We start from the raw sequence: 23,775 nt of genomic DNA, 5'->3' as shown, positions 1-23,775 counted from the left end.
CGTCCCGGCCTTGATCCCCCAGGCAGCGAGTTGCCCTTTTCCATGACAACCGTTTCAGACATCCCGTTGCAATCTACCGACAGGCGCGCCGTCCTCTCCTGGGCCCTGTTCGACTGGGCAGCACAGCCCTTTTTCACGCTGATCACCACATTCGTCTTTGCGCCTTACTTTGCCTCGACGCTGGCCGCGACCCCGGCCGAAGGCCAATCGCTTTGGGGATACGCAACTGCGGCCGCCGGACTGTGCATTGCCTTTGCAGCACCGGTACTGGGCTCGATCGCGGATGCAACAGGCCGGCGAAAACGCTGGATCCTTCTCTTCTCGTTGCCGTTTGTCATCTGTTGCTGGGCATTCTGGTACGCCGCTCCGGGAAGTCCGAACGGCATCGCCATCGCGCTCATCGCCTTTGCCGTCGGCACGCTGTCCATCGAAATCGCGACCGTCTTCAACAACGCCATGATGCCTTCGCTGGTACCGCCGGAACGCATCGGACGCCTGTCCAGTTTCGGCTGGGCACTCGGCTACGCCAGTGGACTGGTCACGCTGGTGATCGCCCTCGGATTTTTCGCCGCCAGCCCCGAGTCAGGCAAGACCCTGCTGGGTTTCGAGCCGGTTCTGGGTCTTGATGCGGCGACCCAGGAAGGCGATCGCGCCGTCGGGCCGTTTTCTGCGCTCTGGTATCTCGTTTTCGTGTTGCCGATGTTCCTCTTCGTGCCGGACGTGCCGCACCAGGCAAAGATCGGTCCGGCCATCCGTGCCGGCCTTGCAAACCTGCGCATGAGCCTGGCCCAGGCACGCACCAACAGGAATATCTTCCTGTTCCTTCTCGCCAACATGATCTTCAAGGACGGTCTTGTCGCCCTCTTCGCGTTCGGCGGAATTTATGCCGCCGGCCAGCTTGGCTGGGGATCCATCGAAATCGGCACTTTCGGCATCATCCTGACCATCACCGGAACACTGGGCCTGCTGCTGGGCGGGCCGATGGATGATCGTTTCGGGGCCAAGCCGGTGATTGTCTTCTCGCTCATCGTTCTGATGATCTGCGGCCTCGGCATGATCTCCATCGACCGGACAACGGTGTTCTTTGTCATCAAGACCGCCGCTGCCCCCGAGGGTGCTCTCTTCGCATCGCTGCCGGAACAGGTGTTCATTGCACTCGGCGGTGTCATCGGCGCGGTGTCCGGCCCGTTGCAGGCCTCCTGCCGCAGTCTTCTGGTCCGCATAGCCCCGCCGCAGCACGTGACCCAGTATTTCGGCCTTCTGGCGCTCTCCGGAAAGGTCACCAGCTTCCTGGCCCCGCTTACCGTCGGTGTGGTAACCGCCCTGACTGCCAGCCAACCCGCAGGCATGTCCGTCATCCTGGTCTTTTTCGGAGTTGGCCTCCTGTTGTTGTTGCGGGTGCGGGAGCGCTAACAGACGCCTTTGCCAGGAACCGGTGCGGGCATTGCCCAAACAAAAACGCGCCAGAAAATCCGGCGCGCTTCATGTTCAGATGTTGCCAGTCTCGCCTCAGGCGACCTGACGAACGCTGGCAAGGAAACCTTCGACTTCCTGCTTGAGCCGGTCGGCTTCGGTCTGCAGGACGTTGGCGGAGGCCGAGACCTGACGGGCGGCATTGCCGGTGTCGTCGGCAGAGGCTGCCACCTTGACGATGTTCTGCGCCACTTCCTGGGTGCCGTTGGAGGCTTCCTGGATGTTGCGGGCGATCTCGTCGGTGGCAAGGCCCTGCTGTTCGACCGAAGCCTGGATGGACGAGGAGATCTCGTTCATCTTTTCGATGGTTTCGGAAATGCCCTTGATGGCATCGACCGATCCGGCGGTTTCCGTCTGCACCGACTGGATCTGCAGGGAGATTTCCTCGGTCGCCTTGGCGGTCTGGTTGGCCAACTCCTTCACCTCGGCGGCAACAACGGCAAAGCCCTTGCCCGCTTCGCCGGCACGCGCCGCCTCGATGGTGGCGTTCAGCGCCAGCAGGTTGGTCTGTTCGGCAATGTCGGTGATCAGCTTGACCACTTCGCTGATCCGGTTGGCAGCTTCCGCGAGCCCCTCGATCTTGCGGTTCGTCGATTGGGCCTGTTCCACGGCGTGGGAGGCAATCTCGGTGGACTGGGTCATCTGGCGGGAAATTTCACCGACCGATGCCATCAGTTCTTCAGCCGCGGACGCAACCGTTTCCACGTTCGACGACGCTTCCTCGGAAGCGGCAGCCACTGCCGTGCTCTTCTCGCTGGTGTCGTCGGCTCCCGCCGTCAGCGTCATCGATGCCGCATTGAGGTCCTGCACCTGGTGCATCACCGTCTGGGTCAGCTCTGAGATCTGGCGGTCGAAATCCTGCGACAGCTCGCTGATCCGGCCTGCACGCTCCAGCTGCTGACGCTGTGCTTCTTCCTGCTCGGCGGCCAGTGCCTCGGCCTGCCGGGCCTTGTCGCGGAAGACTTCCAGCGCCTTGCTGATCTCGCCGATTTCGTCCTGGCGGTCGGTATCGTGGATCGGCTCGTCGTAACGGCGATCGATTAGCGCCTGGATGCTGCGCACGGCGCGCTCCAGCGGACGGCGAACAATCGTGTTACCGACAAGATAGATGGAAAGAGCCACGACGATGAGCAACACGACACCCACGCCGACGATCATGGTCGTGATCGAAGACGAAGCCGCATTGAGGGTCGCCAGCGGCACGTTGACGACCACGGCAAGCTTGGCATCGGTACCGGTCACATGCACCGGCATGACGATGCGGTGCACTTCCGTGCCGAGCGTGTTGGAATATCCGTCATAGGCAAATGGCTCGCCGTTCTTGACCGCCGCCAGAAGCTTGTCCTGCACGGCAAGGTCGGCTTCGGACTGGCCTTCCATCCATGGCTTGCCGAGAACGGCAGGGTCGGCGTGGGCAATCCAGACGCCGTTTTGCGACAGGAGGTGAACCGATCCCGTGTCCAGTGGCCGTTGCTGGCCAAGCACTTCGGACAACGGTGTCAGAAGGATGTCGCCACCGGCAGCACCAATCACCTTGGACCCGTCTCGGATCGGCGAGGAGAACGACACACCGGTCACGGTCTTGCCATCGGCTTCCCAGCTGTAGGGTTCGGTCATGTAGTCCTTGCCGGACACATAGGCACCATTGAACCAGAGGTCGCTGGTCGCACTCAGGTCACCGACGGCGATCTTCTCGATGGGCCGGTAGGCCAGCGTTCCGTCCGCCTTGCGGAAGTAATAGGGCTGCCATTCGCCGTCTTCGGCCCATTTCTCGTCGCCCTTGAACTCGGCATCCTTGCCGTCGAGCTCGTCTCCGGCAACCACGCCCCAGGTGCCCGAAAGGTCCTTGTTGGTCAGCGTCAGGTTTTCAACGACGGCGTTCCAGGCTTCACGGTCGACCGCTCCGGCCTTCTTCATGCCGCCGAGGGAACTTGCCAGCGTCTGTGCGGATTTCAGGCCGTTTTCAAGGCCGCGCTGGACGAATTGCGCCTGCTCGCGTGCCACTGTCTCGGCTTCGGACCGTGCAAGATCTCCCGTAATGCGGGACGCTTCCCATCCGATAAAACTGATGCCGACCACAAGGGCAACCGTCAGGGTCGCCGCACTGGCCCCAATGAGCTTTGTTGTGACCTTCGCTCTTCTAAACACCGGCAATCTCCGCGAATCGCAAGAAAACGGCAGGCGAATACCTGCCAAAGCTTGCTGCAGACTACCCGGTGGGCGTTAACAAGGTCTTCAGTGGGAGGGTTTTTCTTAATGACCCCTGTCATTTTTGACAGTAATTTCGAACCATTAGCTTGCTAATGTTTTACAAGCTCAGATGAAGTGCCGGTTCGAATGAAAACCGGCACTTCAATTCATCGGCGAATACCCGAAATCAGTGCCGGAAATGACGCATGCCGGTCATGACCATGGCAAGGCCTGCGTCGTCGGCTGCCGCAATCACGTCGTCATCGCGCATGGAGCCACCCGGCTGGATAACGGCGGTTGCTCCGGCTTCAGCGGCCGACAGAAGACCGTCGGCAAACGGGAAGAACGCATCGGAGGCGACCACGCATCCCTTCGTCAGCGGTTCGGAAAGACCAGCGGCCTCGGTCGCGTCCAAAGCCTTGCGGGCAGCGATGCGTGCGGAATCCACCCGGCTCATCTGACCGGCCCCGACACCAACGGTGGCGCCGTCCTTGGCGTAGACGATAGCATTGGACTTCACGTGTTTGGCGACCCGGAAGGCGAATTTCAGATCGGCCAGTTCCTGCTCGCTCGGCGCGCGCTTGGTAACGACCTTGAGGTCAAGGTCATCGACCACACCGTTGTCGCGTGACTGGACCAGGAGGCCGCCCGCAACGGACTTGACGAAGAGACCCTTGGCGCGTGCATCGGCGAGGCCGCCGGTGACCAGAAGGCGCAGGTTCTTCTTCGCCGCGATGATTTCGCGTGCCGCGTCGTCCGCATCCGGCGCGATGATCACTTCCGTGAAGATCTTGACGATTTCCTCGGCCGCAGCGGCATCCAGCGTCTGGTTCAGGGCGACGATGCCGCCGAAGGCTGAAACCGGATCGCAGCGCAGGGCCAGCTCGTAGGCTTCCTTCAGGCTTGCGCCTTCGGCCACGCCGCACGGGTTGGCATGCTTGATGATGGCAACAGCACTGGTGCGGGCCGGATCGAACTCGCTCACCAGCTCAAACGCGGCATCGGTGTCGTTGATGTTGTTGTAGGACAGCGTCTTGCCCTGAAGCTGCCTGGCCGTGGCAACACCCGGGCGCTGCTCACCGGTGGTGTAGAAACCGGCCGTCTGATGCGGGTTTTCGCCATAGCGCATGACTTCGGCAAGCGAACCGCCAACCGCACGATGGGCGGGCGTTGCTTCCCCCAGTTGATCCGCCATCCAGTTGGAGACGGCGGCATCATAAGCAGCCGTGCGGGCAAAGGCCTTTTGCGCCAGTTTCTTGCGCAGGGCCAGCGGGGCCTTGCCGCCGTTGGCATCAAGCTCGGAAATCACTGCATCGTAGTCGGCCGGGTCGGTGACCACGGTAACATAGGCATGGTTCTTGGCGGCCGCACGGGTCATTGCCGGTCCACCAATGTCGATGTTCTCGATGCCGGTGGCGTAGTCGGCGCCGGAGGCGACAACGTCCTCGAACGGATAGAGATTGCCGCAAAAGAGATCGATGCCGACGATGTCATGCTCGCTCATCGCCTTCTGGTGGTCGGCATCATCGCGGATCGAGAGCAGACCGCCGTGTACCTTTGGATGCAGCGTCTTCACGCGGCCGTCCATGATTTCCGGAAAGCCCGTAACTTCCGAAATGTCCAGAACCGCAAGCCCGGCTTCCTTAAGCGCCTTGTAGGAACCGCCGGTGGAGACCAGCTCGACACCGCGCTCGGACAGCGCTTTTGCAAAGTCGACAAGACCGGTCTTGTCGAAGACGGACAGAAGGGCGCGCTTGACGGGAACCAGCTCGGGAACGGGTACGGCTTTGGACACAATGGCCATGAATTTGCCTCGCAATTGGGGACGGTCCGGGAGTTGCCGTCGCCCTATCACGTCTTCAGCAAAAGCGGAAGGTCTCTATTCTTCCAGCGGGAGTTCGTCCGGCTCGTCAAAATCGCTGGTGCCGCGCCGGCTGAGTTTGGCCGTCGCTGTCTTGCGGAACTGCCACCCCACGGAGGGGGCCTCGAGCACGGCACCGGAGATCACGATCTGCTCGGTCTTGCGGTGGCCGTAGACATCCGAAAGATAGATGCTTTCTTCCAGCATGACCTCGGTCCCGGGCGCTTCGAATTCCCAGGCTTCGCCGTCCCGGCACACCAGGAGCACCGCTGATCCGCCGCGGATGAGCGAGCTGCGCAGGCCAGGATGCAGGTGAAAGCGGATTGCGTAGCGGTTTTCGCTGTCCACAGGACCGATTGCCGAAAACGTGTCGATGCCGTCCAGCACCGTGCCGTCGCCTGCAAGGCGAATGTCGCGCTCATGCAGGACATGGAACTCGCTGGCATAACCATCATGGGAGGCCGTGATCCGGCTGCCGGCCGCATCGTCTTCCCGCTCCACCGGCACCCTGACCGGACCGGACAGGATAGGTGCGCCCAGAATGTGCCCGAACGGCCGGTTCGACAGGAACCGGCAGGAGGACGTATCCTCGATCACCGCCGTGGAGTGTGCAGGCGTCGAGCGGCTGACCCGGCGCCAGGCCGGATTGGACTTGGGCGAGACGCCGCAATTGACCACGATCCGGTTGTTGCCGGAGGAGAATTCGAACGAAAGACAGCCTGCATGAGCGTCGCCGGAAACGCCGATGGCCGGGGCAGGGCCGGTGTCGATCAGGACAACGGAATTGCCACCGGTTAAGCGCTGATAGCCCGAATGCGGCGCATTCTGCGGCGGGGCGCCCCGTGCATCGTCATAGGCAAGGATGGTGGCGACAAGGTCGCTCGGCGTCGAGCCCATGCCGTTGAAATGGGCGAGGGCCCCGTCGCCATGACGGAAGAAGCGCAGCAGTGGCATCATCCGGTCCACCGACTGCACCATCGCCGGCGGAACCTCCAGCCCTTGCGCTACGAAGGCCTGGCGAACCGGAAGCAGGTCCGCGAGAATGTCGATCAGCGCTTTCGGGTTGCGCGAGATGTGGCCGCCATCGGGCAGGATCTGGCGTGTCAGCTCCTGGTCGAGACGCCGGATGCTCTGGCGTGCAAAGCGGCCCTGTCCGGCCATGGAGATACAGGCGGACGCCATGGCAAGGGCTGCATGCAGGCGCTCGACGCCGTCTTCCGTTTCATTGATGGTCTGGCGCAGGTAACGCACCTGGCGGGCCAGTGACCGCACGAAACTGCGGTAGAACTCGTGATCGCCGTCCTGAAGAATGAAGGGCGAATGCGCCAGCCAGGACAGAATGCGGCGGGTCACGACCGACGCTTCCCAGCCGATGTCGTGCCAACGACCACAGAACTTGATCCAGTCCTCCACCAGCGCCCGGGCATTTTGCCGGGAAATCTGGCTGTCGGCGGCGCGAAGGTCCCGCATCCAGCCGAAGCTGTGAAGCTCACGCTGCCAGTCTTCGTGAACGGCCTGAAGCTCGAACGGAGATCTGCCTTGCGTCTCCACCAGATGGCCGGAGAACAGGAACCGGCCGCCGTAGATATCGGCAGCATTGGTCGCGTCGGCAGTGCGCAGATCCTGTGGCGCGATGAGCAAGCGCGCAGGCACAGCCGAAAACGGCTGCATGCGGAACAGCGGCCCGCCATGCATCCATTTCAAGGAGCGTTGCCAAATATGCAGGGCCACAAGCCGCCAGATGCGGCTTCTTTCACTCAGGCTTGCAGTATTCACCAAACCATCTCCAAAACTGATGGTTTCTGCGCGTTTATGGGGAATCTCCGGTGTCTAATTCAGGAAACGAACCATTAAGGTTAGCATTTCATTTAAAGAATCATTGCAAGTGAACAGTTTATTCCGCGTTAAAACCGGCGGAACCTTGCGGCAAAAAAGCCGTCCATGCCCTTGCTCACCGGATCCAAGGCGGCGCTATGGCAGGGCAGACAGCGAAGATAGCCTTCATTTGTGACACATTCGGCAAGGCCGCCCACCTCTGAGGCCTCGACCGGAACCAGTTCGATTTTTCCGGCCTGCCGCTCCAGAAAACCGGCCACCTGGGCTTCGCCTTCCGCCGCTTCCAGCGAACAGGTACAATAGACGACCAGCCCACCCGGCTTGACCCAGCCCATCACCCTGTCCAGCAATTCGCTCTGTATTTCCGTCAGCTTTTCAATGTCGTATGGCTTCTTGATCCAGGGCACATCGGGGTGCCGGCGGATCGTGCCTGTCGCGCTGCAGGGCGCATCGAGCAGGATTGCATCAAAGAGCTCTTCCGGCTCAAAGGCCCGCAAATCCGCCGCAACCGTTTCAACACTCAGGCCGAGCCGCATCATGTTTTCTTCAAGACGTTTCAGGCGCGCCTTTGAAATATCGACCGCGGTTACACTTGCACCCGCGGCCCCCAACTGCGCGGTCTTGCCACCCGGTGCAGCGCAAAGATCGGCAACACGCAAACCCTTCACGTCACCAAGAAGCCGGGCGGGAAGCGCCGCGGCGGCATCCTGCACCCACCACTGGCCGTCGCCATAGCCTTCAAGTGCATCGACAGCGCCCTTGCGCACGAGGCGGATGCTGCCCGCACCCACAATCTGGCCGTCCAGTTTCCGGGCCCACTCTTCCGGATCCGCTTTCACCGACAGATCCAGCGCCGCTTCGCTTTCGTGAGCCCGCGCGATCTCGCGCGCTGTCTCCACTCCATAGGCTGCCTGCCAGCTTTCCATCAGCCAGTCCGGTGTGTTCAGCACCGCCGGATCGAGATCACCGGTCACTTCGTCCCGCTCGCGCCCGAGCCGGCGCAACACACCGTTGACCAGGCCCTTGTAGGGACGAGCCCGGCGGTCGAGACCGGCATGATCAACAGCAAGAGAGACGGCAGCACGGTCCGGAATATCGAGAAACAGCATCTGTGCAATGGCCACATGCAGGATATCCAGGATCCGGCCCGTTTTTTCCGGGATCGGCCGATCAAGCAACCGATCCAGGATTTCAGCGATTTCACCCCGGTGGCGCAAGGCTGCGCCAATGATTGCGCGAACCAGCGAACGATCGTTACCGGCCAGCGCCCGAAATCCGGAGTGGCCGGATGTGATATCCAGCTCGCCATCGAGAGGCCGTTTCTTGTGAACGACGTTGCCAAGTATATCGGCAGCCACCTTGCGTGCGGCAAACCCCGGCTTTTCGGCCTGTTCGGGTGCCGGTTTGCCTGAAGGCTTCTGTTTGTTGTTCGGCCGTTTGGTCAAGGCTCAATCCATTCACGCGCCCGGCCCTGCTGTTACGGCCGGTATCAAAATCAAGCGCCGCAGACCGGTCTGCCGGTCGCGGCGCATCTGGTCATACTAAAGCCGGGTGGTCATCCGGCAAAGTTGTTTTTGTCAAAGAAGCTGACGTTCCGGGGGACTGTGGCCTATCCCCACGGCCCTTTTGGACGGTGCGGCGCGGAGGACGGCCCCGTCGGACCGGCGCCGCTCCACGGGCCGGCCTGCTGTGGAGCCTGGCGGGTAAACGACATGGGACCGCTTCTGCCGCCCCTGCCACCGGTGCCCAGACCTGCATCCGACAGCTTGCGCAGTTCCTCGATCCGGTTCTGGGTGTTCGGGTGGGTGGAGAACAGATTGTCCATCCGCTCGCCTGACAGCGGGTTCATGATGAACATATGTGCGGTTGCCGGGTTCGCTTCCGCGTCCGGGTTATGGATGTGCTCCACCCCGCGCGAGATCTTCGCAAGTGCTGAAGCCAGCCACATGGGTTCGCCGCAGATCTGTGCGCCCATCCGGTCGGCCGCATATTCGCGCGTCCGGGAGATCGCCATCTGCACGACCATTGCCGCCAGCGGCGCCACGACCATCATCAGGATAACCCCGACGATGCCCAGCGGATTGTTGCGGTTGCCGCCGAAGAAGAAGGCAAAGTTGGCCAGCATGGAAATCGCACCGGCGATTGTCGCCGTTATCGTCATGATCAGCGTGTCGTGGTTTTTCACATGGGCCAGCTCATGGGCCATCACACCGGCAATCTCCTCGGGCGTCAGCATGTCGAGCAGGCCCGTCGTTGCCGCGACGGCAGCGTTTTGCGGGTTACGGCCGGTCGCAAAGGCATTCGGCTGCGGATTGTCGATGATGTAGACCTTGGGCATCGGCAACTCGGCATTCTGCGCCAGCTGCCGTATCATCCGGTAGAACTCCGGCGCTTCGCGCTCACCCACTTCCCTGGCATGATGCATGCGCAGGACCATCTTGTCCGCGTTCCAGTAACTGAACAGGTTCATGGCGGCCGCAATAAGCAGCGCGATCAGCATGCCCGACTGACCGCCGATCATGAAACCGATCCCCATGAACAAGGCGGTCATCCCCGCCAGAAGCATTGCCGTGCGAATGTAGTTCATCGCCGCTTGTTTCCGTTTCTGTCCTGTTTTCGACTGCTTGCAAGAAGGCGCATAATGGCCTTTGTATCCGTCCAACAGATGGGGAGTGCTGCCATTCTTGGCAAGATTACCCTATATACGCCAGACAAGACTGCAATCTGAACGACCCGAAGAGCCATGACAGAAACACCGGACAACCCGACGAGCCGCTACAGCCAGAATGAGGCTCCCTCCCTGAAGACCAATGTCGAGGAAGCTCCGAAGCGGAAATTCGAGGACCTGCCACCTGCAGCCCAGCGCGCCCTGAAGGAAGCCGAAGAACGGCGCAAGGAAATCGACGCAAGACAGCAGAACATGGCCGAAGAGGTCAACGGACGTGGCGGCCTGGAGCCTACCCGCTACGACGATTGGGAGATCAAGGGACTGACCTCGGATTTCTGAGGGAATGTTCAGCCGGTCTGCCTGTCGGATACAGCTCTAACCGCGGCAGGCAATCCAGTCTGCCAACTCAGTTTGCCAACTTGCGCACTTCCGCTGCCACTGCCCTGGCGAGATCGGCCTGTGGCTCCGCATCGAAATGGACGGCATCAACCGGGCTGGCGGAAATCACCGTTCCTGCATCGAAGAAAGCTGCACCATATTCAGCAGCTTTCTCCCGGTAGCAGGCGGCCAGGCGATGGGATTCCGTGACGCTCTGTTCGCTGAACTGTGCCACGAAGGGTGTGCCTGCCAGTGGTGCCAGCGGCGGCGGTGACATCAGCAGCACCTTTGGCGCCCGGCCTTCGACATCGTCGGTTGGCCTGCGGGCAAAATCCAGGAGGCGCCCCATGGCAATCGCGATCGTTTCCGCGTTCATGCAGAACCGGGCCTGAAGGTCGTTGGTGCCGAGCATGATGATCAGAATGTCGATCGGCATATGCGTCTTGCGAACGGTCGCCAGATGCGCGAGACCGTTCTTGTCGCCCTTGACCGGATCCTCGAACACAGTTGTTCGGCCGTTGACGCCTTCTTCGGCCACATAAAACCCGTCACCCAGTTCTTTCTGCAGAAGCCGGGTCCAGCGGACGTCGTGGCCATACCTGGATTTGTCGACCGGATTGAATCCCCAGGTGAGAGAGTCGCCGAAGCAAACGACGCTTACCGGATTTTTTGTTGTTTTCGACATCGTAGAACCTGTCCAGGTGGCGCACTTTGAAAAAGGTCAGGCATATTTCATTTCTGCCGACCGCGCCGATGCCTTCAATTTCTACAGAGTCTTCGTTGACGATCAAGGACTTCCGGGCAATTCCCGCCAACCAAGGACGGAGGGGTGAAATTGTCCCTATGGACAGACCAGACGCCCGGGCAGGCAGTGCGGGAAAATCCGCAACCCTTTGCAGCATTTCCTGTGCCCTGCCCCGCTTGGTTAATAAGGGATTTACCACACCGGCTATAGGGTCTGAGCAAAGTTATGCGTAACGAGTGCCGGATCATTCATGCTTGCCAGCAAAAAAGCCTACCAGCGCGGTGTGTCCCTGCCGAGCTCCAATCCGTTTCAACGCCTTGCCGAACTCCTGAGCGGCGAGACACCGGGGCTCGACCCGATTGTCATGACGATTGGCGAACCGCAACACGCCATTCCTGATTTTACCGCGGAAGTTCTGGCTGAAAATATGGCCGGTTTCCGCCGTTATCCGCCGATCGACGGCTCGCCTGAATTCCGTTCGGCAATCGCATCCTGGCTGGATCGCCGATACAATCTGGGTGGGTTGATCGACGCCGACCATGGTGTGTTGCCGCTGAACGGGTCTCGCGAAGGACTTTCCTTCGGCGCCATCGCCGCCCGCGATCAGCTGAACAAGGGTCTGGACCACCCTGTGGTGATTCTGCCCAACCCGTTCTACCAGACCTATGCTGCCGCAGCGCATGTCGCCGATGCGGAGGCCGTGCTGCTCGACGCGGTTGCGGGAAACAATTTTCTGCCGGATCTCGACAGCCTCGATGCGGAGCTGCTGGAAAGGACCGTCGCCTTTTATGTCGCCTCGCCCACAAATCCGGAAGGGTTTGTGGCCGATACCGCCTATTGGCAGCGCCTGATCGGTCTCGCCCGCAAGCATCGCTTCTATATCTTTGCAGACGAATGCTATTCGGAAATCTATCGCGAGACGCCGCCAATTGGCATTCTGGAAGCGGCCAGGGATCTGAATGAAGAGCAGGGCGGTGGCTTTGCCAACATCATCGTTCTCAATTCGCTGTCCAAACGCTCCAACCTGGCGGGCCTGCGCTGCGGCTTTGCGGCAGGCGATCCCGAGTTCCTGAAAAAATGGGCGAAGTTCAGAGGCCTTGCCGCACCGCAGGTGCCGCTGCCGGCACAGGCAGTTGCCGTCCGGGCCTATCAGGACGAATCCCACGTCATTGAAAACCGCAGGCTCTACAACGAAAAATTCGAAGCTGCCGAAAAACACCTCGGCCCGATCCTTGGGCCGGTCACGCCTGACGCCGGATTCTTCCTGTGGCTGGATATCAGCCGCTGGGGCGACGCCGTTGCGGTCACGAAAGCACTCTGGACCGAAATCGGGCTCAAGGTGCTGCCGGGCAGCTACCTTGCCTCGGACCAGTCGGACGGCAGCAATCCGGGGCGGAACTATATTCGCATCAGCCTGACGGCTCCTCTTGAGCAGACAGAGATCGCTCTGGAGCGTCTGGCAAAATGGTTGGGGGACAAGGCATGAGGCGGGCCAGCGCAGTTCGCGGCAACGGCCGCAGATCTTCGGTTGACCTTCTGGACACCGAGAGCCCACTGAAGCGGTTCATCCGGCGCAATCTTGTCGGGGCCGCGGGCCTCGGTATCATTGCGCTGGCGGCAATGCTCGCGGCAAGTCTTGCCACCTGGTCCGTCAGCGACCCGAGCTTCAATCATGCCACCGGTGGCCAAGTGCGCAACGCCCTTGGAACACCGGGCGCTGTTCTTGCAGACATTCTGATGCAGACCATCGGCCTGGCGACGGCCGTGTTCCTGATTCCTCTGGTTCTGTGGGGCTGGCGGCTTCTGACCGGCCACGCGCTTGGCATCGGCCGCAAGCGCCTGGTCTACTGGCTGATCGGCACAAGCCTTGCCGCAGGTGCCCTGGCGTCGCTGCCGGTTCCCGAAAGCTGGCCGCTGCCGACCGGTCTCGGCGGCTTTTTCGGCGACACCGTTCACCATTTGCCTGCACTCGTTACCGACAACATGACAAGCGGCGCCGCCACGATCGTCGGCGTGCTTGGTCTTGGCGTACCGGCTATCCTGTGCCTGCTGGCAGCTGCCGGTTGGCTGGGCAGCATCGGCGCTCCGTCCGAACGGATCGAGCCTGTGGCCGGCCCTGTCGGTCACGGCAAGGCGGCCGAGCATGACCTCGACTTTGACGACGACGATGGCGAGTCCCGCATCGGTATCTTCATGAGTGCCTTCGTCGGCCAGATGGAGCATTTCGGTCTTCAGGCTGCTGCACAGGTGCGCCGGCTGACCGGCCTGAAGCGCAGCCAGACCCAGGATGAAGAAGAATACTGGGACGAGGATGAGGACGACACCGACTACGAGCCGGAAGACACTCGCCAGGGCAGCCGTCTGAAGGCATTCCGCAAGGCCCTTGCCGGCCGGTTGATGCCGCAAGATGACGACGGCCTGGACGACTTCTACCAGCGTGGCCGTCATGCGGACGACGGAGACGAACCTTACGCGGAAGAATACTACGACGAGGAAGGCGATACCTTCGAGCCGGACGATCTGATGATCGACAAGGGGCCCGTCAACGGTCGTCCCGCGGTCCCGGTCGGCATTGCCGCGCCGGAGGCTCAGCAGGCGCCTGCGCAACCGGCAGCGAATGGCCGCGTCATTCCGCAGGCACCGCGTCCGAAGCAGAGCAAGCGTGCGATCGAGGAAGCCCAGCCATCCTTCCTCGGAGCCCCGGAAGAGTACGAATTGCCTCCGCTGCGGCTGCTGGCCGAGCCAAAGGTGGCCGGCAAGGTGCCGGGTCTGTCCGCCGATGCGCTGGAGCAGAATGCCCGCATCCTGGAAGGCGTGCTTGAGGATTTCGGTGTGCGCGGCGAAATCATCGAGGTTCGCCCCGGTCCGGTCGTGACCCTGTACGAACTGGAACCGGCGCCGGGCATCAAGTCCTCGCGTGTCATCGGTCTTGCGGACGACATCGCCCGCTCCATGAGCGCGATTTCCGCCCGTGTGGCGGTGATCCCGGGCAAGAACGCCATCGGTATCGAACTGCCGAATGCCCGTCGTGAGACGGTTTACCTGCGTGAACTGCTGGCCGCCCAGGACTTCGAAAAGTCCAAGGCCAAGCTGGCGCTGGCCCTGGGCAAGACCATCAACGGCGAAAGCGTTGTCGCGGATCTGGCCCGCATGCCTCACCTGCTTGTGGCCGGTACCACCGGCTCGGGCAAGTCGGTCTCGATCAACACCATGATCCTGTCGCTGCTCTACCGGCTGACGCCCGAGCAGTGCAAGATGATCATGATCGACCCCAAGATGCTGGAACTGTCGATCTACGACGGCATTCCGCATCTGCTGACACCGGTTGTGACCGATCCGAAGAAAGCCGTCGTTGCCTTGAAGTGGACCGTCCGCGAGATGGAAGACCGCTACAAGAAGATGTCCAAGATGGGCGTCCGCAACATCGACGGCTACAACACCCGCATCAAGCAGGCGCTGGAAAAGAACGAAACATTCACCCGCACCGTTCAAACCGGCTTCGACCGCGACACCGGCCAGCCGATCTACGAAGAAGAGCAGCTGCCGCTTGAGGCGATGCCCTATATCGTCGTCATCGTCGACGAGATGGCCGACCTGATGATGGTGGCCGGCAAGGACATCGAAGGTGCTATCCAGCGGCTGGCACAGATGGCCCGTGCCGCCGGCATTCACCTGATCATGGCCACGCAGCGGCCGTCGGTGGATGTCATTACCGGCACAATCAAGGCCAACTTCCCGACCCGTATCTCCTTCCAGGTGACGTCGAAGATCGACAGCCGCACCATCCTGGGTGAAATGGGCGCCGAACAGCTTCTGGGCATGGGCGACATGCTCTACATGGCCGGCGGCGGGCGCATCCAGCGTGTGCACGGGCCGTTCGTCTCCGACGACGAGGTCGAGGATATCGTCAAGCACCTGAAGGTTCAGGGCACGCCGCAATATCTGGAAGCCGTGACCGAGGAAGATGACGAGGCCGAAAGCCCCTACGACGGTGGCGGCGGACTTGCCGGCGGCGACGAGGGCAACGATCTGTACGACAAGGCGGTTGCCATCGTGCTGCGCGACAAGAAGGCGTCGACCTCCTATGTGCAGCGGCGCCTTTCGATCGGCTACAACCGTGCTGCTTCGCTGATTGAGCGGATGGAAAACGAAGGCCTGATCAGCGCCGCCAACCATGCCGGAAAACGAGAAATTCTCGTGCAGAACGGCGTGGAAGAAGATTTTTGATGGTAAACTGCCAAAGCTTTGCCACACACGCTCCCTAGCTAGGGGGAAACGTGTCACACAGAGAACGATTTAGGACATTGCATCATGCTGAAACGCTTCGCTTCCCGCCTGATCAAACCTATGCTGGCAGCCGGTATTGCTGCGGCTCTGTCCCTGTCGGCACTGCTGCCCGCCGCGGCGCTGACCGAGCAGGAACAAAATGCCCTCAGGGATCTCAACTCCTATTTCAACTCGGTGAAGACCATGCATGGCGACTTCATCCAGTTCGGTCCTGACGGAAACCAGTCCGACGGCAAGTTCTACATGGCCCGCCCGGGAAAGGTGCGCTTCTACTACAACAAGCCTTCCGTGCTCGACATTGTGGCCGACGGCAAGTCGGTTTCCGTGCGCGACCGCAAGCTGAACACCCAGGACATCTGGCCTCTTGGCCAGACGCCGCTGCGCTTCCTGCTGTCCGACGACATCGACCTGCAGAAGGACACCAACGTCACCAACGTTCTGGTGGAAGAAGACCTGATCACCGTCACCATCCTGGACAAGACCAAGTTCAACTCCGGTACGCTGACGCTGATCTTCGATGCCAAGGACTACGCATTGAAGCAGTGGACCGTTACCGACCAGCAGGGCTACGACACCTCCGTTGCGGTTTATAACGTTGTGTCCAACGGCCCGACCAATCCGGACCTTTTCAAGATCGATTATCTGGCCAACGCCCGCCAGAAAAACAACTGACAGCCCGGCTGGCCCCAGCATGACGGAAACGGCCGGCCGGCGCGCACTCGTCTTTGACCTGCTTGAGGCCTATTGCGCCCGCAAAGGCTACCGCCTGACGGCGGGCGACGGCCATGGCCATGCCGGCATGGTCGAAAGCCCGTCCGGCAAGCGCTGGTTCTTCAAGGGCACAAGGTTCGACCTCAACACGCTCGGCGCAGCGGAAATCGCAACCGACAAGGCCTATGCCGCGGCCTTTCTGAAGGCCGCAGGCCTGACAGTGCCGGACGGACTTCTGGTTTTCGCACACGACATCCGCACGAGCCGAACTGCGCCGCAAGACCTTCTGGATTTTGCCGGGAACCAGGGGTTCCCGCTTTACGTCAAACCGAACTGTGGCCGGGAAGGGCGGGACGTAGTGCGGGTCGACACCAGTCACACCCTTCAAACGGCCCTGCAAACCCTCGCCAAGAGCAACGACCAGCTGCTGGTGCAACCGGAAATCCGCGGACAGGAACTGAGAATTATCGTTCTGGACGACGATGTGCTGTGCGCCATCGAACGCCATCCGCCTCAGATCACGGGCGACGGTCATCGCAACATTGCCGAGATCATCGGCGCCGATCCGCGCTTCGACGCTGCCGACCCCCGCCTCGTCCTCGAACTGCAGCAACAAGGGCTGATGCTGGAAACCGTTCCCGCGCCAGGCCAGACGGTCACGCTTCTGCCCGTGGTCAATCTGTCCGCGGGCGGCACGGCCAGAATTGTCACCGGCTCGCTCGCCCCGGACCTTGCAGCCCTTGCCCGCGAGGCCGCACAGGCCCTGTCTCTGCGCTATGCCGCCGTTGACCTGATCTTGCCAACTGCGGCCAACGCAGAACCTGTTGTCCTGGAAGTCAACGCCGCGCCAGGTCTCGGCAACCTCGCCCGGCAGGGGTCTGAAGAGACCGCAGTGGTGAAGCATATCTACGAGCGTGTGTTCGAAGCGACATTCGCCGAATAGATCCCGCTGACCCCGGGAGCCATGCCCGTTTAAGCGCCTGGGAAGGCTGCCGACAAAACTTGACCTTGGCGGGTGGGTTTTCAGATCCTACATGGAGCTCCAACGGAGATATCCATGCAGCATTTTTCCCTTCTCGATCTGTCCCCTGTGCCGGAAGGCCAGACAGCGGCCGCGGCTCTAGCAAACACGGTCGATCTGGCGCGGTCCGCGGAACAGGCAGGCTACCATCGCTACTGGTTGGCCGAGCATCACAACATGCCGGGCATCGCAAGCGCCGCAACATCCCTTGTCATCGGCCAGGTGGCGGCAGCAACCTCCACCATGCGCGTCGGCGCGGGCGGTATCATGCTTCCCAACCACTCGCCGCTGATCATCGCCGAGCAATTCGGCACGCTGGCAACGCTGTACCCGGGCCGGATCGACCTGGGCCTGGGCCGCGCCCCGGGCACGGACATGGCGACGGCCAGGGCCCTGCGTCGCCACATGGCCGGTGAGGACAGTTTTCCGCAGGATGTCCAGGAGCTGATGGGCTATTTCAGACCCGCTTCTGAAACCAGCAGGGTGCGCGCGATTCCGGGCGAAGGCACGCAGGTACCGATCTGGATCCTTGGCTCGAGCCTTTACGGCGCGCAACTCGCGGCGGCCTTCGGGCTGCCCTATGCCTTTGCCTCTCATTTCGCACCGGACATGCTGGAAGAAGCGCTGGAGATCTACCGGGCAACCTTCCAGCCGTCACCGCAGCTCGCCAGACCGCATGTGATGGTGGCAGCTGGCGTATTTGCTGCCGACACCGACGAAGAGGCAGATTACCTGCGCTCTTCCCAGTTGCTCGCTTTCGCCCGGTTGCGCATGGGCAACCCCGGCAAACTGCCCCTGCCGGTGGAAAATGTCCCCGCCGAAATTCCGCCCGCCGTTCTGGCGCAGGTCGAACACGCCCTGTCCTGCTCGGCAACGGGATCTCCGGCGACGATCCACGACCAACTGTCGGCAATCATCACCCGCTATCAGCCCGACGAACTGATGATCACCGGCATGATCCATGATCACGGCGCCCGCGTGAAATCCTTCCAGCTCGCGGCCGACGTCCTGAAGGATCTCGTGACAGCTTAGTCAACCATCAAAGGCGCTTCGACAAATCTGGGCGGTTTCTTCCAGCCAGTCTTGCCGCTGGGGATAGGAGCTGCCCACAACGGGCCTGAAGACGTGGCGCTCGTAATCCAGAGCGCCACAATACGGCAGCACGCACCGGCCCCAGATCAGCTCCAGCGGGTCTCCAAGATCTAGCCGCTCTCGCTCCGCCTCGGTGTCGGACGTGTTGAAGACGACGGCCTTGCGGATCGACAGCAGCCCTTCCGGCAGACCGTCGGCAGTCTGCAGCCGGTAGGCAACGCCCGGCACCAGCACACGGTCCATCCAGCCTGCAAGGATCGCCGGTGGTTTGCCCCACCAGTTCGGATGGACGACCAGCAGACCATCGGCGTTCGAAATACCTTCCCTGTGCCGCGCAACGACGGCATCCTCTGAACGGGACAGCACTTCTTCCAGAGTGTCGCCGATCGAGTAGGCTTCCTCTGCTGTCAGACAGGGATCGAACTCTTCGGCGTAAAGATCGTGGTGATCTATCTGGTGCCCCTCGGCCTCCAGAGTTTCACGCGCCTGTTTCGACAGCGCATGGCAGAAGCTGTTGTCCCTGGGGTGCGCCAGAAGGGAAAAGATGCGCAACGGCCTGTTTCCTTGATGCAAATTGAAAATACCGGCTCGAAAATGTGCCGGAGCAATTCCTGTTCCCCTGACTTCGCAATTCATTTCAGCCGTTTCAACCCTGGCAAGACCATTTGCCTGGTTTGACCTTCTGGACGGCTGCCGAAGGATCGAAATCCGCGCGTAAGCATCTGCTTATGATGCCCGGCGTCAGCAGTCCGTCAATCGACCGAAGCCGAGTTTGCGGCCAATCAGGACGAAGACCGCAACGGTCGCAGAAACCTGATGAAGGACACAATCATGCTGAAGAAATCTCTCGCCGTACTCTGCCTCTGCCTTGCTCCGGTCGCCGCGCAGGCCATGCCCGCCGTTGGTGACATGGTCGGCACCAATCCCGAGGAGGCCACCGCAGCCCTGGCCAAGGCCGGTTGCACCGTCAAGGAATTCGAAGCCGAGGACGGCAAGATCGAAGCGAAATGCACCGATGCGCAAAACAAGCTTTGGGAAGTCTACATCGACCCGAAATCCGGCAAGGTCACCAACGTCAAGAACGAAGACTGATCATGGGTGCCTCAAACACCCCGCAATCGAACGAGGGGGCGCAAAGCCCCCCCGAATTGTGGGATCCGCTGGTGCGTATCAGCCATTGGCTGATCGCAGTCGCGGTGATAGCCAACGGTCTCCTCAACAAGCCGGGTGGCACCATTCACATCTGGATTGGCTGGGGAGTTCTCGCCCTGCTTGCTCTCCGTTTTGTCTGGGGATTTCTCGGACCGGCGGAAGCCAGGTTCTCCGCCTTTCCACCTGATCCGCGCGCTGCGGTGTCTCACCTGATCGATCTCGTTCGCGGTAGCCCGCGCCACTACCGCTCCCATAATCCCGCCGGAGCGATCATGGTCTATGCGCTCTGGGCCTGCCTTGTGGTGGTAACCGGAACCGGCCTTTACATGACCGGCGCCAAGAGCCCCATCACGATTGCCGAGGAAAAGGCGGCGGTTGCCGCCGGAGACTGGTCGGTGCTCGTCAAGGACGACGATGATGAAAAGGGCGAAGACAGCAAGGTGCTGGGGGAAGCTGCAAAGGAAGTTCATGAAATCGCAGCCAACCTGATGCTGGTGCTGGCCCTGATCCATGTCGCAGGTGTCGCAGTTGAAAGTCGCGCGACGAGGCGTAATCTGGTCCGACCCATGCTGGTTGGCCGGATCAAGGACAAATGACTTTTACAGGGATCAACCTTCGACAGGGGCGGCGGGAGACAACCGCCCTTGCCGCGTTCATGCTGTTGCAGTCCGTTGCCGCGATCTTTTTTGTCGGCGATGCCTTTACCGATCTTGTGACCGACGTCAGCAGCCCGCATTCCATTTTCGAATTCTTTGTCGCCTTCGTGTTGATCGTCGGCATTTTTCTGGCCGGCTGGCAGTTGCGGCTCACCCTGGAAAGACTGCGCAATCAGGAGCGCGCCCTTGGAGCCGCCCGTGGCGACCTTGCCCGGATCATTGACACTCAGTTTGCCGAATGGGGCCTGACGCCTGCCGAAAGCGATGTCGGCCTCCTGGCCCTGAAAGGCCTGGATCTTTCCGAAATCGCTCAGCTGCGGGGCGCGGCACAGGGAACCGTCCGGGCTCAATTGACCAGAATTTATGCAAAGGCCGGTGTTTCGGGCCGTCACCAGTTCGCGGCCTGGTTCGTTGAGGACCTGCTTCAGGACGGCATTGCGGACAGGGCCACGGTATCCGCTGAGGCCTGAATCTGTTTGGCGACACCAGAACCCGAACATATCCCGGGCAAATCCTGGGCGATTCCCGAATACGACCACTCCGTGCATTAAGCGTAAGTACTATCACAGCTTGGCTCATGGCCGTGTTGCGCCTACTCTGCCAGAGGAATTCACCGAGCGTGTTCAAGGGAGACGGGGATCATGTCTTTTCGACATCTGCTTGCAGGCTTGCCCATCGCACTTCTCATGACGTGCACAACGTCCATGGCGCAAGAGTCAAAACCACCAAACATATTGGTCATCTGGGGCGACGATGTCGGTTGGCAGAATGTTTCCGCCTACGGCATGGGCACCATGGGTTACACCACACCCAACATCGACCGCCTGGCGAATGAAGGCCTCCGCTTCACCGATCACTACGCCCAGCCGAGCTGCACCGCAGGCCGTGCGGCCTTTCTGACCGGCCAGTACCCGATCAGGTCCGGCATGACCACCGTGGGTCAGCCCGGGTCGTCGCTCGGTCTGAAAGCAGAATCGCCAACGCTTGCGGAAGAGCTGAAACAGATCGGCTACCGCACGGGACATTTCGGCAAGAACCATCTGGGTGACCGGAACGAGCACCTGCCCACCGTCCATGGCTTCGACGAATTCTTCGGCAATCTCTATCATCTCAATACGCAGGAAGAAGCCGAACAGCGCGACTACCAGCGTTTCGGCGAAGCCTTTTCCGGCAGCCTTGAGGAATACGAGAAGCAGTTCGGAACACGGGGCGTCATACACAGCTTTGCATCGGAAACCTTCGACGATACCGAACAGCCCAGGTTTGGTGTCATAGGCAAGCAGACGGTCGAGGACACCGGTCCGCTCACCCAGGAGCGGATGAAGAACTTCGACGAGGGAGAAGTCATCCCTCTGGCCAAGGACTTCATGAAAAACGCCCAGGAAGCAGGCGAACCGTTCTTTGTCTGGCTGAACACCAGCCGCATGCATCTCTATACGCGGCTGAACGACGAGTGGCGCTACGCCGCAGAAGCCTATACGACCGAAGCCGACTACCACGGCTCGGGCATGCTGCAGCACGATCATGATATCGGCCTGGTGCTGGACTGGCTCGACCAACAGGGCCTGACGGAAAACACCATTGTCTGGTATTCGACCGACAACGGCCCGGAGCATGCCTCCTGGCCTCATGGCGCCACCACCCCGTTCCGGGGCGAAAAGATGACCACCTATGAGGGCGGTGTGCGTGTCATTTCCATGGTGCGCTGGCCGAATGTGCTGGAACCCGGCCAGGTCATGAACGGAATTCAGGCGCACCAGGACATGTTCACCACCCTTGCCGCAGCTGCCGGCATTGAAGACGTGAACGCCGAAGTGATGGCCGAGAAGCAGCAGTTCATCGACGGGGTCAATAACTTGGCTTACTGGAAGGGCGAACAGGCCAATTCCAATCGCACTCACATCTTTCACTATTACGAAAGCGTGCTGACGGCGATCAGGATGGGACCCTGGAAATTCCACTTCTCGACCAAGGAAGACTATTACGCCAACCTGGTTCCGCGGACCGTCCCACTGGTGTTCAACATCCGTGCGGATCCATTCGAGAGCTACGATTCAACCGATGGCTACGGGCATCTGATGCAGAAGGTATCGTGGCTTATCCAGCCGATGGGCGTGCTCATGGGTCAGCATCTGCAGAGCCTTGCAGACTATCCCCCGGTCCAGGGCGGGGCGTCGTTCAACATGTCGAACATTGTTGAGGACTTCCTGTCGAAGGGGATGCAGTAGCGAACCGAACTTCTTGACCCGACAAAGCGAAACGGCCCCGGAACTTTCCGGGGCCGTTGAATTTTCAGCGCTCGCGCAGAGCAACCTGATTAATGGAACCGACTGCGATCAGTAGTCGCCGAGTTTGATGTCCCGGGAATATTCAACGCCTTCGACTTCCTTTGTCACTGCCTGGCCGCAAATGGTCGCACCACGCGTTGCGTCGTAGGTAAGCGAAGGAGAACCGGACAGCTGCCAGCCCTTGTTGAGAGCCTGGGTAACCCGGTGGCAGAATTCGCTGTCGTCGATGCCGGTGATGAAGCGGTAGAGTTTCATGAGAGCTCTCTTGTGTGTCAGGTCCGGGCAGCGATGGCGTCGGCAATGGCGATCACCCGCTTGCCCATGTCCGCATGTAGCCTTTCAACCATCTTGCCGTCCACCTGGATTGCGCCCTTGCCCGCATTTTCAGGCTCATCGAACAGAGAATTGATCTTGCGTGCCCAGGCAACTTCCTCTTCCGACGGACTGAAGGCTGCGTGGCAGGGGGCGATCTGTTTCGGGTGGATCAGAGTCTTGCCGTCCATGCCCATGTCGACACCCTGGGCGCATTCGGCGGCGAAACCTTCCTCGTCCTGAAACGCATTGTAGACACCGTCCAGAATGTCGATGCCGCCGGCACGCGCTGCCGCAACGCAGGTCATCAGCCAGGGCGTCATGGCGGCGCGGCCGGGTGTGAGGCGTGCCCTTGTTTCCTTGGCCAGATCATTGGTGCCCATCACAAAACAGGACAGCCGCACAGCCGGATCCAGACCGCAGGCGCCGATGGCGGCGGCATTCAGCATGGCGAGCGGCGTTTCCATCATGGCCCAGAGCTTCAGGTCCGCGGACGCCCCCAGAAGCGATAGCTTGTGCGCAACCATCTGCAGGTCGGCCGGGCCGTTGACCTTGGGCACCAGAATGGCATCCGGATTGGCCTTCACCGCTGCCGCCAGATCGTCTTCGCCCCAGGGCGTCTCCAGCCCGTTGATGCGGATCACCACCTCGCGATTGCCATAGGGACGGGCCGAAACGGCCTCGACGATCTGCGTGCGCGCCATGTCCTTGGCATCGGGGGCGACCGCGTCTTCAAGGTCCAGCAGCAGGCAGTCCACATCCAGCGTTGCCGCCTTTTCCAGCGCCCGGGCGTTGGAGCCGGGCATATAGAGAGCGGAACGGCGGGGTCTTGGCTGTGTTGTCATGGGTCGATCCTGCAAGTCGGGAAAACGGATTTCCGGTTAACCTAGGGTGTGGACTCAAAAATGAAGACGAAATGGCATGAGAAATGGCGAAACCGCGTTAGGAAGGGTGCGCGGAGCGGGCTTTCTGCCCGGTCAAGCACGCTGACGACACGCGGTGAAGCCATTTTCATGTCCTTCGGATTTGACCGGATTGGTCCTCCTCAGCGTTGCGAAAGCTTGAAAATGAACCACATTTCCTGCGCCTCCGCGCCTTGAGGAAG

The 23,775-nt window shown here is 60.9% G+C and carries 20 protein-coding genes; 11 read left to right on the top strand and 9 right to left on the bottom strand.

What is annotated here, in order from left to right:
* Positions 1 to 42 precede the first annotated feature (42 nt).
* Positions 43 to 1,413 (top strand): MFS transporter, encoded by a 1,371-nt coding sequence (locus tag ACYQ6M_RS24050; protein WP_460076024.1) that lies wholly within the window; start codon positions 43 to 45, stop codon positions 1,411 to 1,413.
* Between the two features lie 96 nt (positions 1,414 to 1,509).
* Here ACYQ6M_RS24050 and ACYQ6M_RS24045 read toward each other — a convergent pair whose 3' ends face one another.
* From ACYQ6M_RS24045 to htpX, 5 genes are all read right to left on the bottom strand, one after another.
* Positions 1,510 to 3,621, bottom strand: a complete 2,112-nt coding sequence (locus tag ACYQ6M_RS24045) for a methyl-accepting chemotaxis protein (protein WP_460076022.1) — start codon at positions 3,619 to 3,621, stop codon at positions 1,510 to 1,512.
* Positions 3,622 to 3,850: 229 nt separating this feature from the next.
* Positions 3,851 to 5,467: a bifunctional phosphoribosylaminoimidazolecarboxamide formyltransferase/IMP cyclohydrolase gene (gene purH, locus ACYQ6M_RS24040; protein WP_460076020.1), complete on the bottom strand. Its 1,617-nt coding sequence runs from the start codon at positions 5,465 to 5,467 to the stop codon at positions 3,851 to 3,853.
* Positions 5,468 to 5,542: 75 nt separating this feature from the next.
* A complete protein-coding gene (locus ACYQ6M_RS24035) occupies positions 5,543 to 7,219 on the bottom strand; it encodes a heparinase II/III family protein (protein ID WP_055660141.1) in 1,677 nt (558 codons plus the stop codon).
* Between the two features lie 209 nt (positions 7,220 to 7,428).
* Positions 7,429 to 8,805: an RsmB/NOP family class I SAM-dependent RNA methyltransferase gene (locus ACYQ6M_RS24030; RefSeq protein WP_460076018.1), complete on the bottom strand. Its 1,377-nt coding sequence runs from the start codon at positions 8,803 to 8,805 to the stop codon at positions 7,429 to 7,431.
* A 164-nt stretch (positions 8,806 to 8,969) separates the two neighbouring features.
* Entirely contained in the window at positions 8,970 to 9,947 is a 978-nt protein-coding gene (gene htpX / locus ACYQ6M_RS24025) for a zinc metalloprotease HtpX (RefSeq protein WP_460076016.1), read from the bottom strand.
* Positions 9,948 to 10,103: 156 nt separating this feature from the next.
* Between htpX and ACYQ6M_RS24020 the strand changes: the two genes are divergently transcribed.
* Positions 10,104 to 10,367 (top strand): DUF1674 domain-containing protein, encoded by a 264-nt coding sequence (locus ACYQ6M_RS24020; RefSeq protein ID WP_023002557.1) that lies wholly within the window; start codon positions 10,104 to 10,106, stop codon positions 10,365 to 10,367.
* Positions 10,368 to 10,434: 67 nt separating this feature from the next.
* On the opposite strand, the gene ACYQ6M_RS24015 is transcribed toward ACYQ6M_RS24020, so the two are convergent.
* Positions 10,435 to 11,091 (bottom strand): SGNH/GDSL hydrolase family protein, encoded by a 657-nt coding sequence (locus tag ACYQ6M_RS24015; protein ID WP_460076013.1) that lies wholly within the window; start codon positions 11,089 to 11,091, stop codon positions 10,435 to 10,437.
* Positions 11,092 to 11,401: 310 nt separating this feature from the next.
* Between ACYQ6M_RS24015 and ACYQ6M_RS24010 the strand changes: the two genes are divergently transcribed.
* From ACYQ6M_RS24010 to ACYQ6M_RS23990, 5 genes are all read left to right on the top strand, one after another.
* The gene (locus tag ACYQ6M_RS24010; RefSeq protein WP_460076011.1) at positions 11,402 to 12,637 is read left to right on the top strand and encodes an aminotransferase class I/II-fold pyridoxal phosphate-dependent enzyme; all 1,236 of its coding nucleotides are present in this window, start codon (positions 11,402 to 11,404) and stop codon (positions 12,635 to 12,637) included.
* Positions 12,634 to 15,378 (top strand): DNA translocase FtsK, encoded by a 2,745-nt coding sequence (locus tag ACYQ6M_RS24005; RefSeq protein ID WP_460076009.1) that lies wholly within the window; start codon positions 12,634 to 12,636, stop codon positions 15,376 to 15,378. The genes ACYQ6M_RS24010 and ACYQ6M_RS24005 overlap by 4 nt, the downstream gene beginning before the upstream one ends.
* 84 nt (positions 15,379 to 15,462) lie before the next feature.
* Positions 15,463 to 16,110: an outer membrane lipoprotein carrier protein LolA gene (locus ACYQ6M_RS24000; protein ID WP_023002553.1), complete on the top strand. Its 648-nt coding sequence runs from the start codon at positions 15,463 to 15,465 to the stop codon at positions 16,108 to 16,110.
* A 19-nt stretch (positions 16,111 to 16,129) separates the two neighbouring features.
* Positions 16,130 to 17,092 (top strand): ATP-dependent carboxylate-amine ligase, encoded by a 963-nt coding sequence (locus tag ACYQ6M_RS23995; RefSeq protein ID WP_460076007.1) that lies wholly within the window; start codon positions 16,130 to 16,132, stop codon positions 17,090 to 17,092.
* A 114-nt stretch (positions 17,093 to 17,206) separates the two neighbouring features.
* Positions 17,207 to 18,202: an LLM class flavin-dependent oxidoreductase gene (locus ACYQ6M_RS23990; protein WP_460076005.1), complete on the top strand. Its 996-nt coding sequence runs from the start codon at positions 17,207 to 17,209 to the stop codon at positions 18,200 to 18,202.
* On the opposite strand, the gene ACYQ6M_RS23985 is transcribed toward ACYQ6M_RS23990, so the two are convergent.
* Entirely contained in the window at positions 18,203 to 18,814 is a 612-nt protein-coding gene (locus tag ACYQ6M_RS23985; RefSeq protein WP_460076003.1) for an NAD(P)H-dependent oxidoreductase, read from the bottom strand.
* A 279-nt stretch (positions 18,815 to 19,093) separates the two neighbouring features.
* Here ACYQ6M_RS23985 and ACYQ6M_RS23980 point away from each other — a divergent pair, with 279 nt between their 5' ends.
* The 4 genes from ACYQ6M_RS23980 (at position 19,094) to ACYQ6M_RS23965 (ending at position 22,298) form a co-directional block, all read left to right on the top strand.
* A complete protein-coding gene (locus tag ACYQ6M_RS23980) occupies positions 19,094 to 19,354 on the top strand; it encodes a PepSY domain-containing protein (RefSeq protein ID WP_075282756.1) in 261 nt (86 codons plus the stop codon).
* 2 nt (positions 19,355 to 19,356) lie between these two features.
* Positions 19,357 to 20,010: a cytochrome b/b6 domain-containing protein gene (locus tag ACYQ6M_RS23975; RefSeq protein ID WP_209170819.1), complete on the top strand. Its 654-nt coding sequence runs from the start codon at positions 19,357 to 19,359 to the stop codon at positions 20,008 to 20,010.
* Positions 20,007 to 20,540, top strand: a complete 534-nt coding sequence (locus ACYQ6M_RS23970) for a helix-turn-helix transcriptional regulator (protein WP_460076001.1) — start codon at positions 20,007 to 20,009, stop codon at positions 20,538 to 20,540. The genes ACYQ6M_RS23975 and ACYQ6M_RS23970 overlap by 4 nt, the downstream gene beginning before the upstream one ends.
* A 171-nt stretch (positions 20,541 to 20,711) precedes the next feature.
* A complete protein-coding gene (locus ACYQ6M_RS23965) occupies positions 20,712 to 22,298 on the top strand; it encodes an arylsulfatase (RefSeq protein WP_082444719.1) in 1,587 nt (528 codons plus the stop codon).
* A 108-nt stretch (positions 22,299 to 22,406) separates the two neighbouring features.
* On the opposite strand, the gene ACYQ6M_RS23960 is transcribed toward ACYQ6M_RS23965, so the two are convergent.
* Both ACYQ6M_RS23960 and ACYQ6M_RS23955 read right to left on the bottom strand, forming a co-directional pair.
* Positions 22,407 to 22,613, bottom strand: a complete 207-nt coding sequence (locus tag ACYQ6M_RS23960) for a DUF1737 domain-containing protein (RefSeq protein WP_023002545.1) — start codon at positions 22,611 to 22,613, stop codon at positions 22,407 to 22,409.
* Between the two features lie 17 nt (positions 22,614 to 22,630).
* Entirely contained in the window at positions 22,631 to 23,515 is an 885-nt protein-coding gene (locus tag ACYQ6M_RS23955) for an HpcH/HpaI aldolase/citrate lyase family protein (RefSeq protein WP_077291396.1), read from the bottom strand.
* Between the last annotated feature and the right edge of the window lie 260 nt (positions 23,516 to 23,775).

The organism is Roseibium sp. ROS1 (genome assembly GCF_054658215.1).
This window is presented reverse-complemented; position numbering and strand designations above follow the sequence as displayed.

Bases quoted from the DNA above. Each gene is read 5' to 3' on its own strand.
- ACYQ6M_RS23980 (WP_075282756.1), top strand. From the start codon at position 19,094: ATGCTGAAGAAATCTCTCGCCGTACTCTGCCTCTGCCTTGCTCCGGTC.
- ACYQ6M_RS24020 (WP_023002557.1), top strand. From the start codon at position 10,104: ATGACAGAAACACCGGACAACCCGACGAGCCGCTACAGCCAGAATGAG.
- purH (WP_460076020.1), bottom strand. From the start codon at position 5,467: ATGGCCATTGTGTCCAAAGCCGTACCCGTTCCCGAGCTGGTTCCCGTC.
- ACYQ6M_RS23990 (WP_460076005.1), top strand. From the start codon at position 17,207: ATGCAGCATTTTTCCCTTCTCGATCTGTCCCCTGTGCCGGAAGGCCAG.
- ACYQ6M_RS24015 (WP_460076013.1), bottom strand. From the start codon at position 11,091: ATGTCGAAAACAACAAAAAATCCGGTAAGCGTCGTTTGCTTCGGCGAC.
- ACYQ6M_RS23975 (WP_209170819.1), top strand. From the start codon at position 19,357: ATGGGTGCCTCAAACACCCCGCAATCGAACGAGGGGGCGCAAAGCCCC.
- ACYQ6M_RS24000 (WP_023002553.1), top strand. From the start codon at position 15,463: ATGCTGAAACGCTTCGCTTCCCGCCTGATCAAACCTATGCTGGCAGCC.
- ACYQ6M_RS23970 (WP_460076001.1), top strand. From the start codon at position 20,007: ATGACTTTTACAGGGATCAACCTTCGACAGGGGCGGCGGGAGACAACC.
- ACYQ6M_RS24010 (WP_460076011.1), top strand. From the start codon at position 11,402: ATGCTTGCCAGCAAAAAAGCCTACCAGCGCGGTGTGTCCCTGCCGAGC.
- ACYQ6M_RS23995 (WP_460076007.1), top strand. From the start codon at position 16,130: ATGACGGAAACGGCCGGCCGGCGCGCACTCGTCTTTGACCTGCTTGAG.
- ACYQ6M_RS23955 (WP_077291396.1), bottom strand. From the start codon at position 23,515: ATGACAACACAGCCAAGACCCCGCCGTTCCGCTCTCTATATGCCCGGC.
- ACYQ6M_RS24035 (WP_055660141.1), bottom strand. From the start codon at position 7,219: ATGCATGGCGGGCCGCTGTTCCGCATGCAGCCGTTTTCGGCTGTGCCT.
- htpX (WP_460076016.1), bottom strand. From the start codon at position 9,947: ATGAACTACATTCGCACGGCAATGCTTCTGGCGGGGATGACCGCCTTG.
- ACYQ6M_RS23965 (WP_082444719.1), top strand. From the start codon at position 20,712: ATGTCTTTTCGACATCTGCTTGCAGGCTTGCCCATCGCACTTCTCATG.
- ACYQ6M_RS24005 (WP_460076009.1), top strand. From the start codon at position 12,634: ATGAGGCGGGCCAGCGCAGTTCGCGGCAACGGCCGCAGATCTTCGGTT.
- ACYQ6M_RS23960 (WP_023002545.1), bottom strand. From the start codon at position 22,613: ATGAAACTCTACCGCTTCATCACCGGCATCGACGACAGCGAATTCTGC.
- ACYQ6M_RS24050 (WP_460076024.1), top strand. From the start codon at position 43: ATGACAACCGTTTCAGACATCCCGTTGCAATCTACCGACAGGCGCGCC.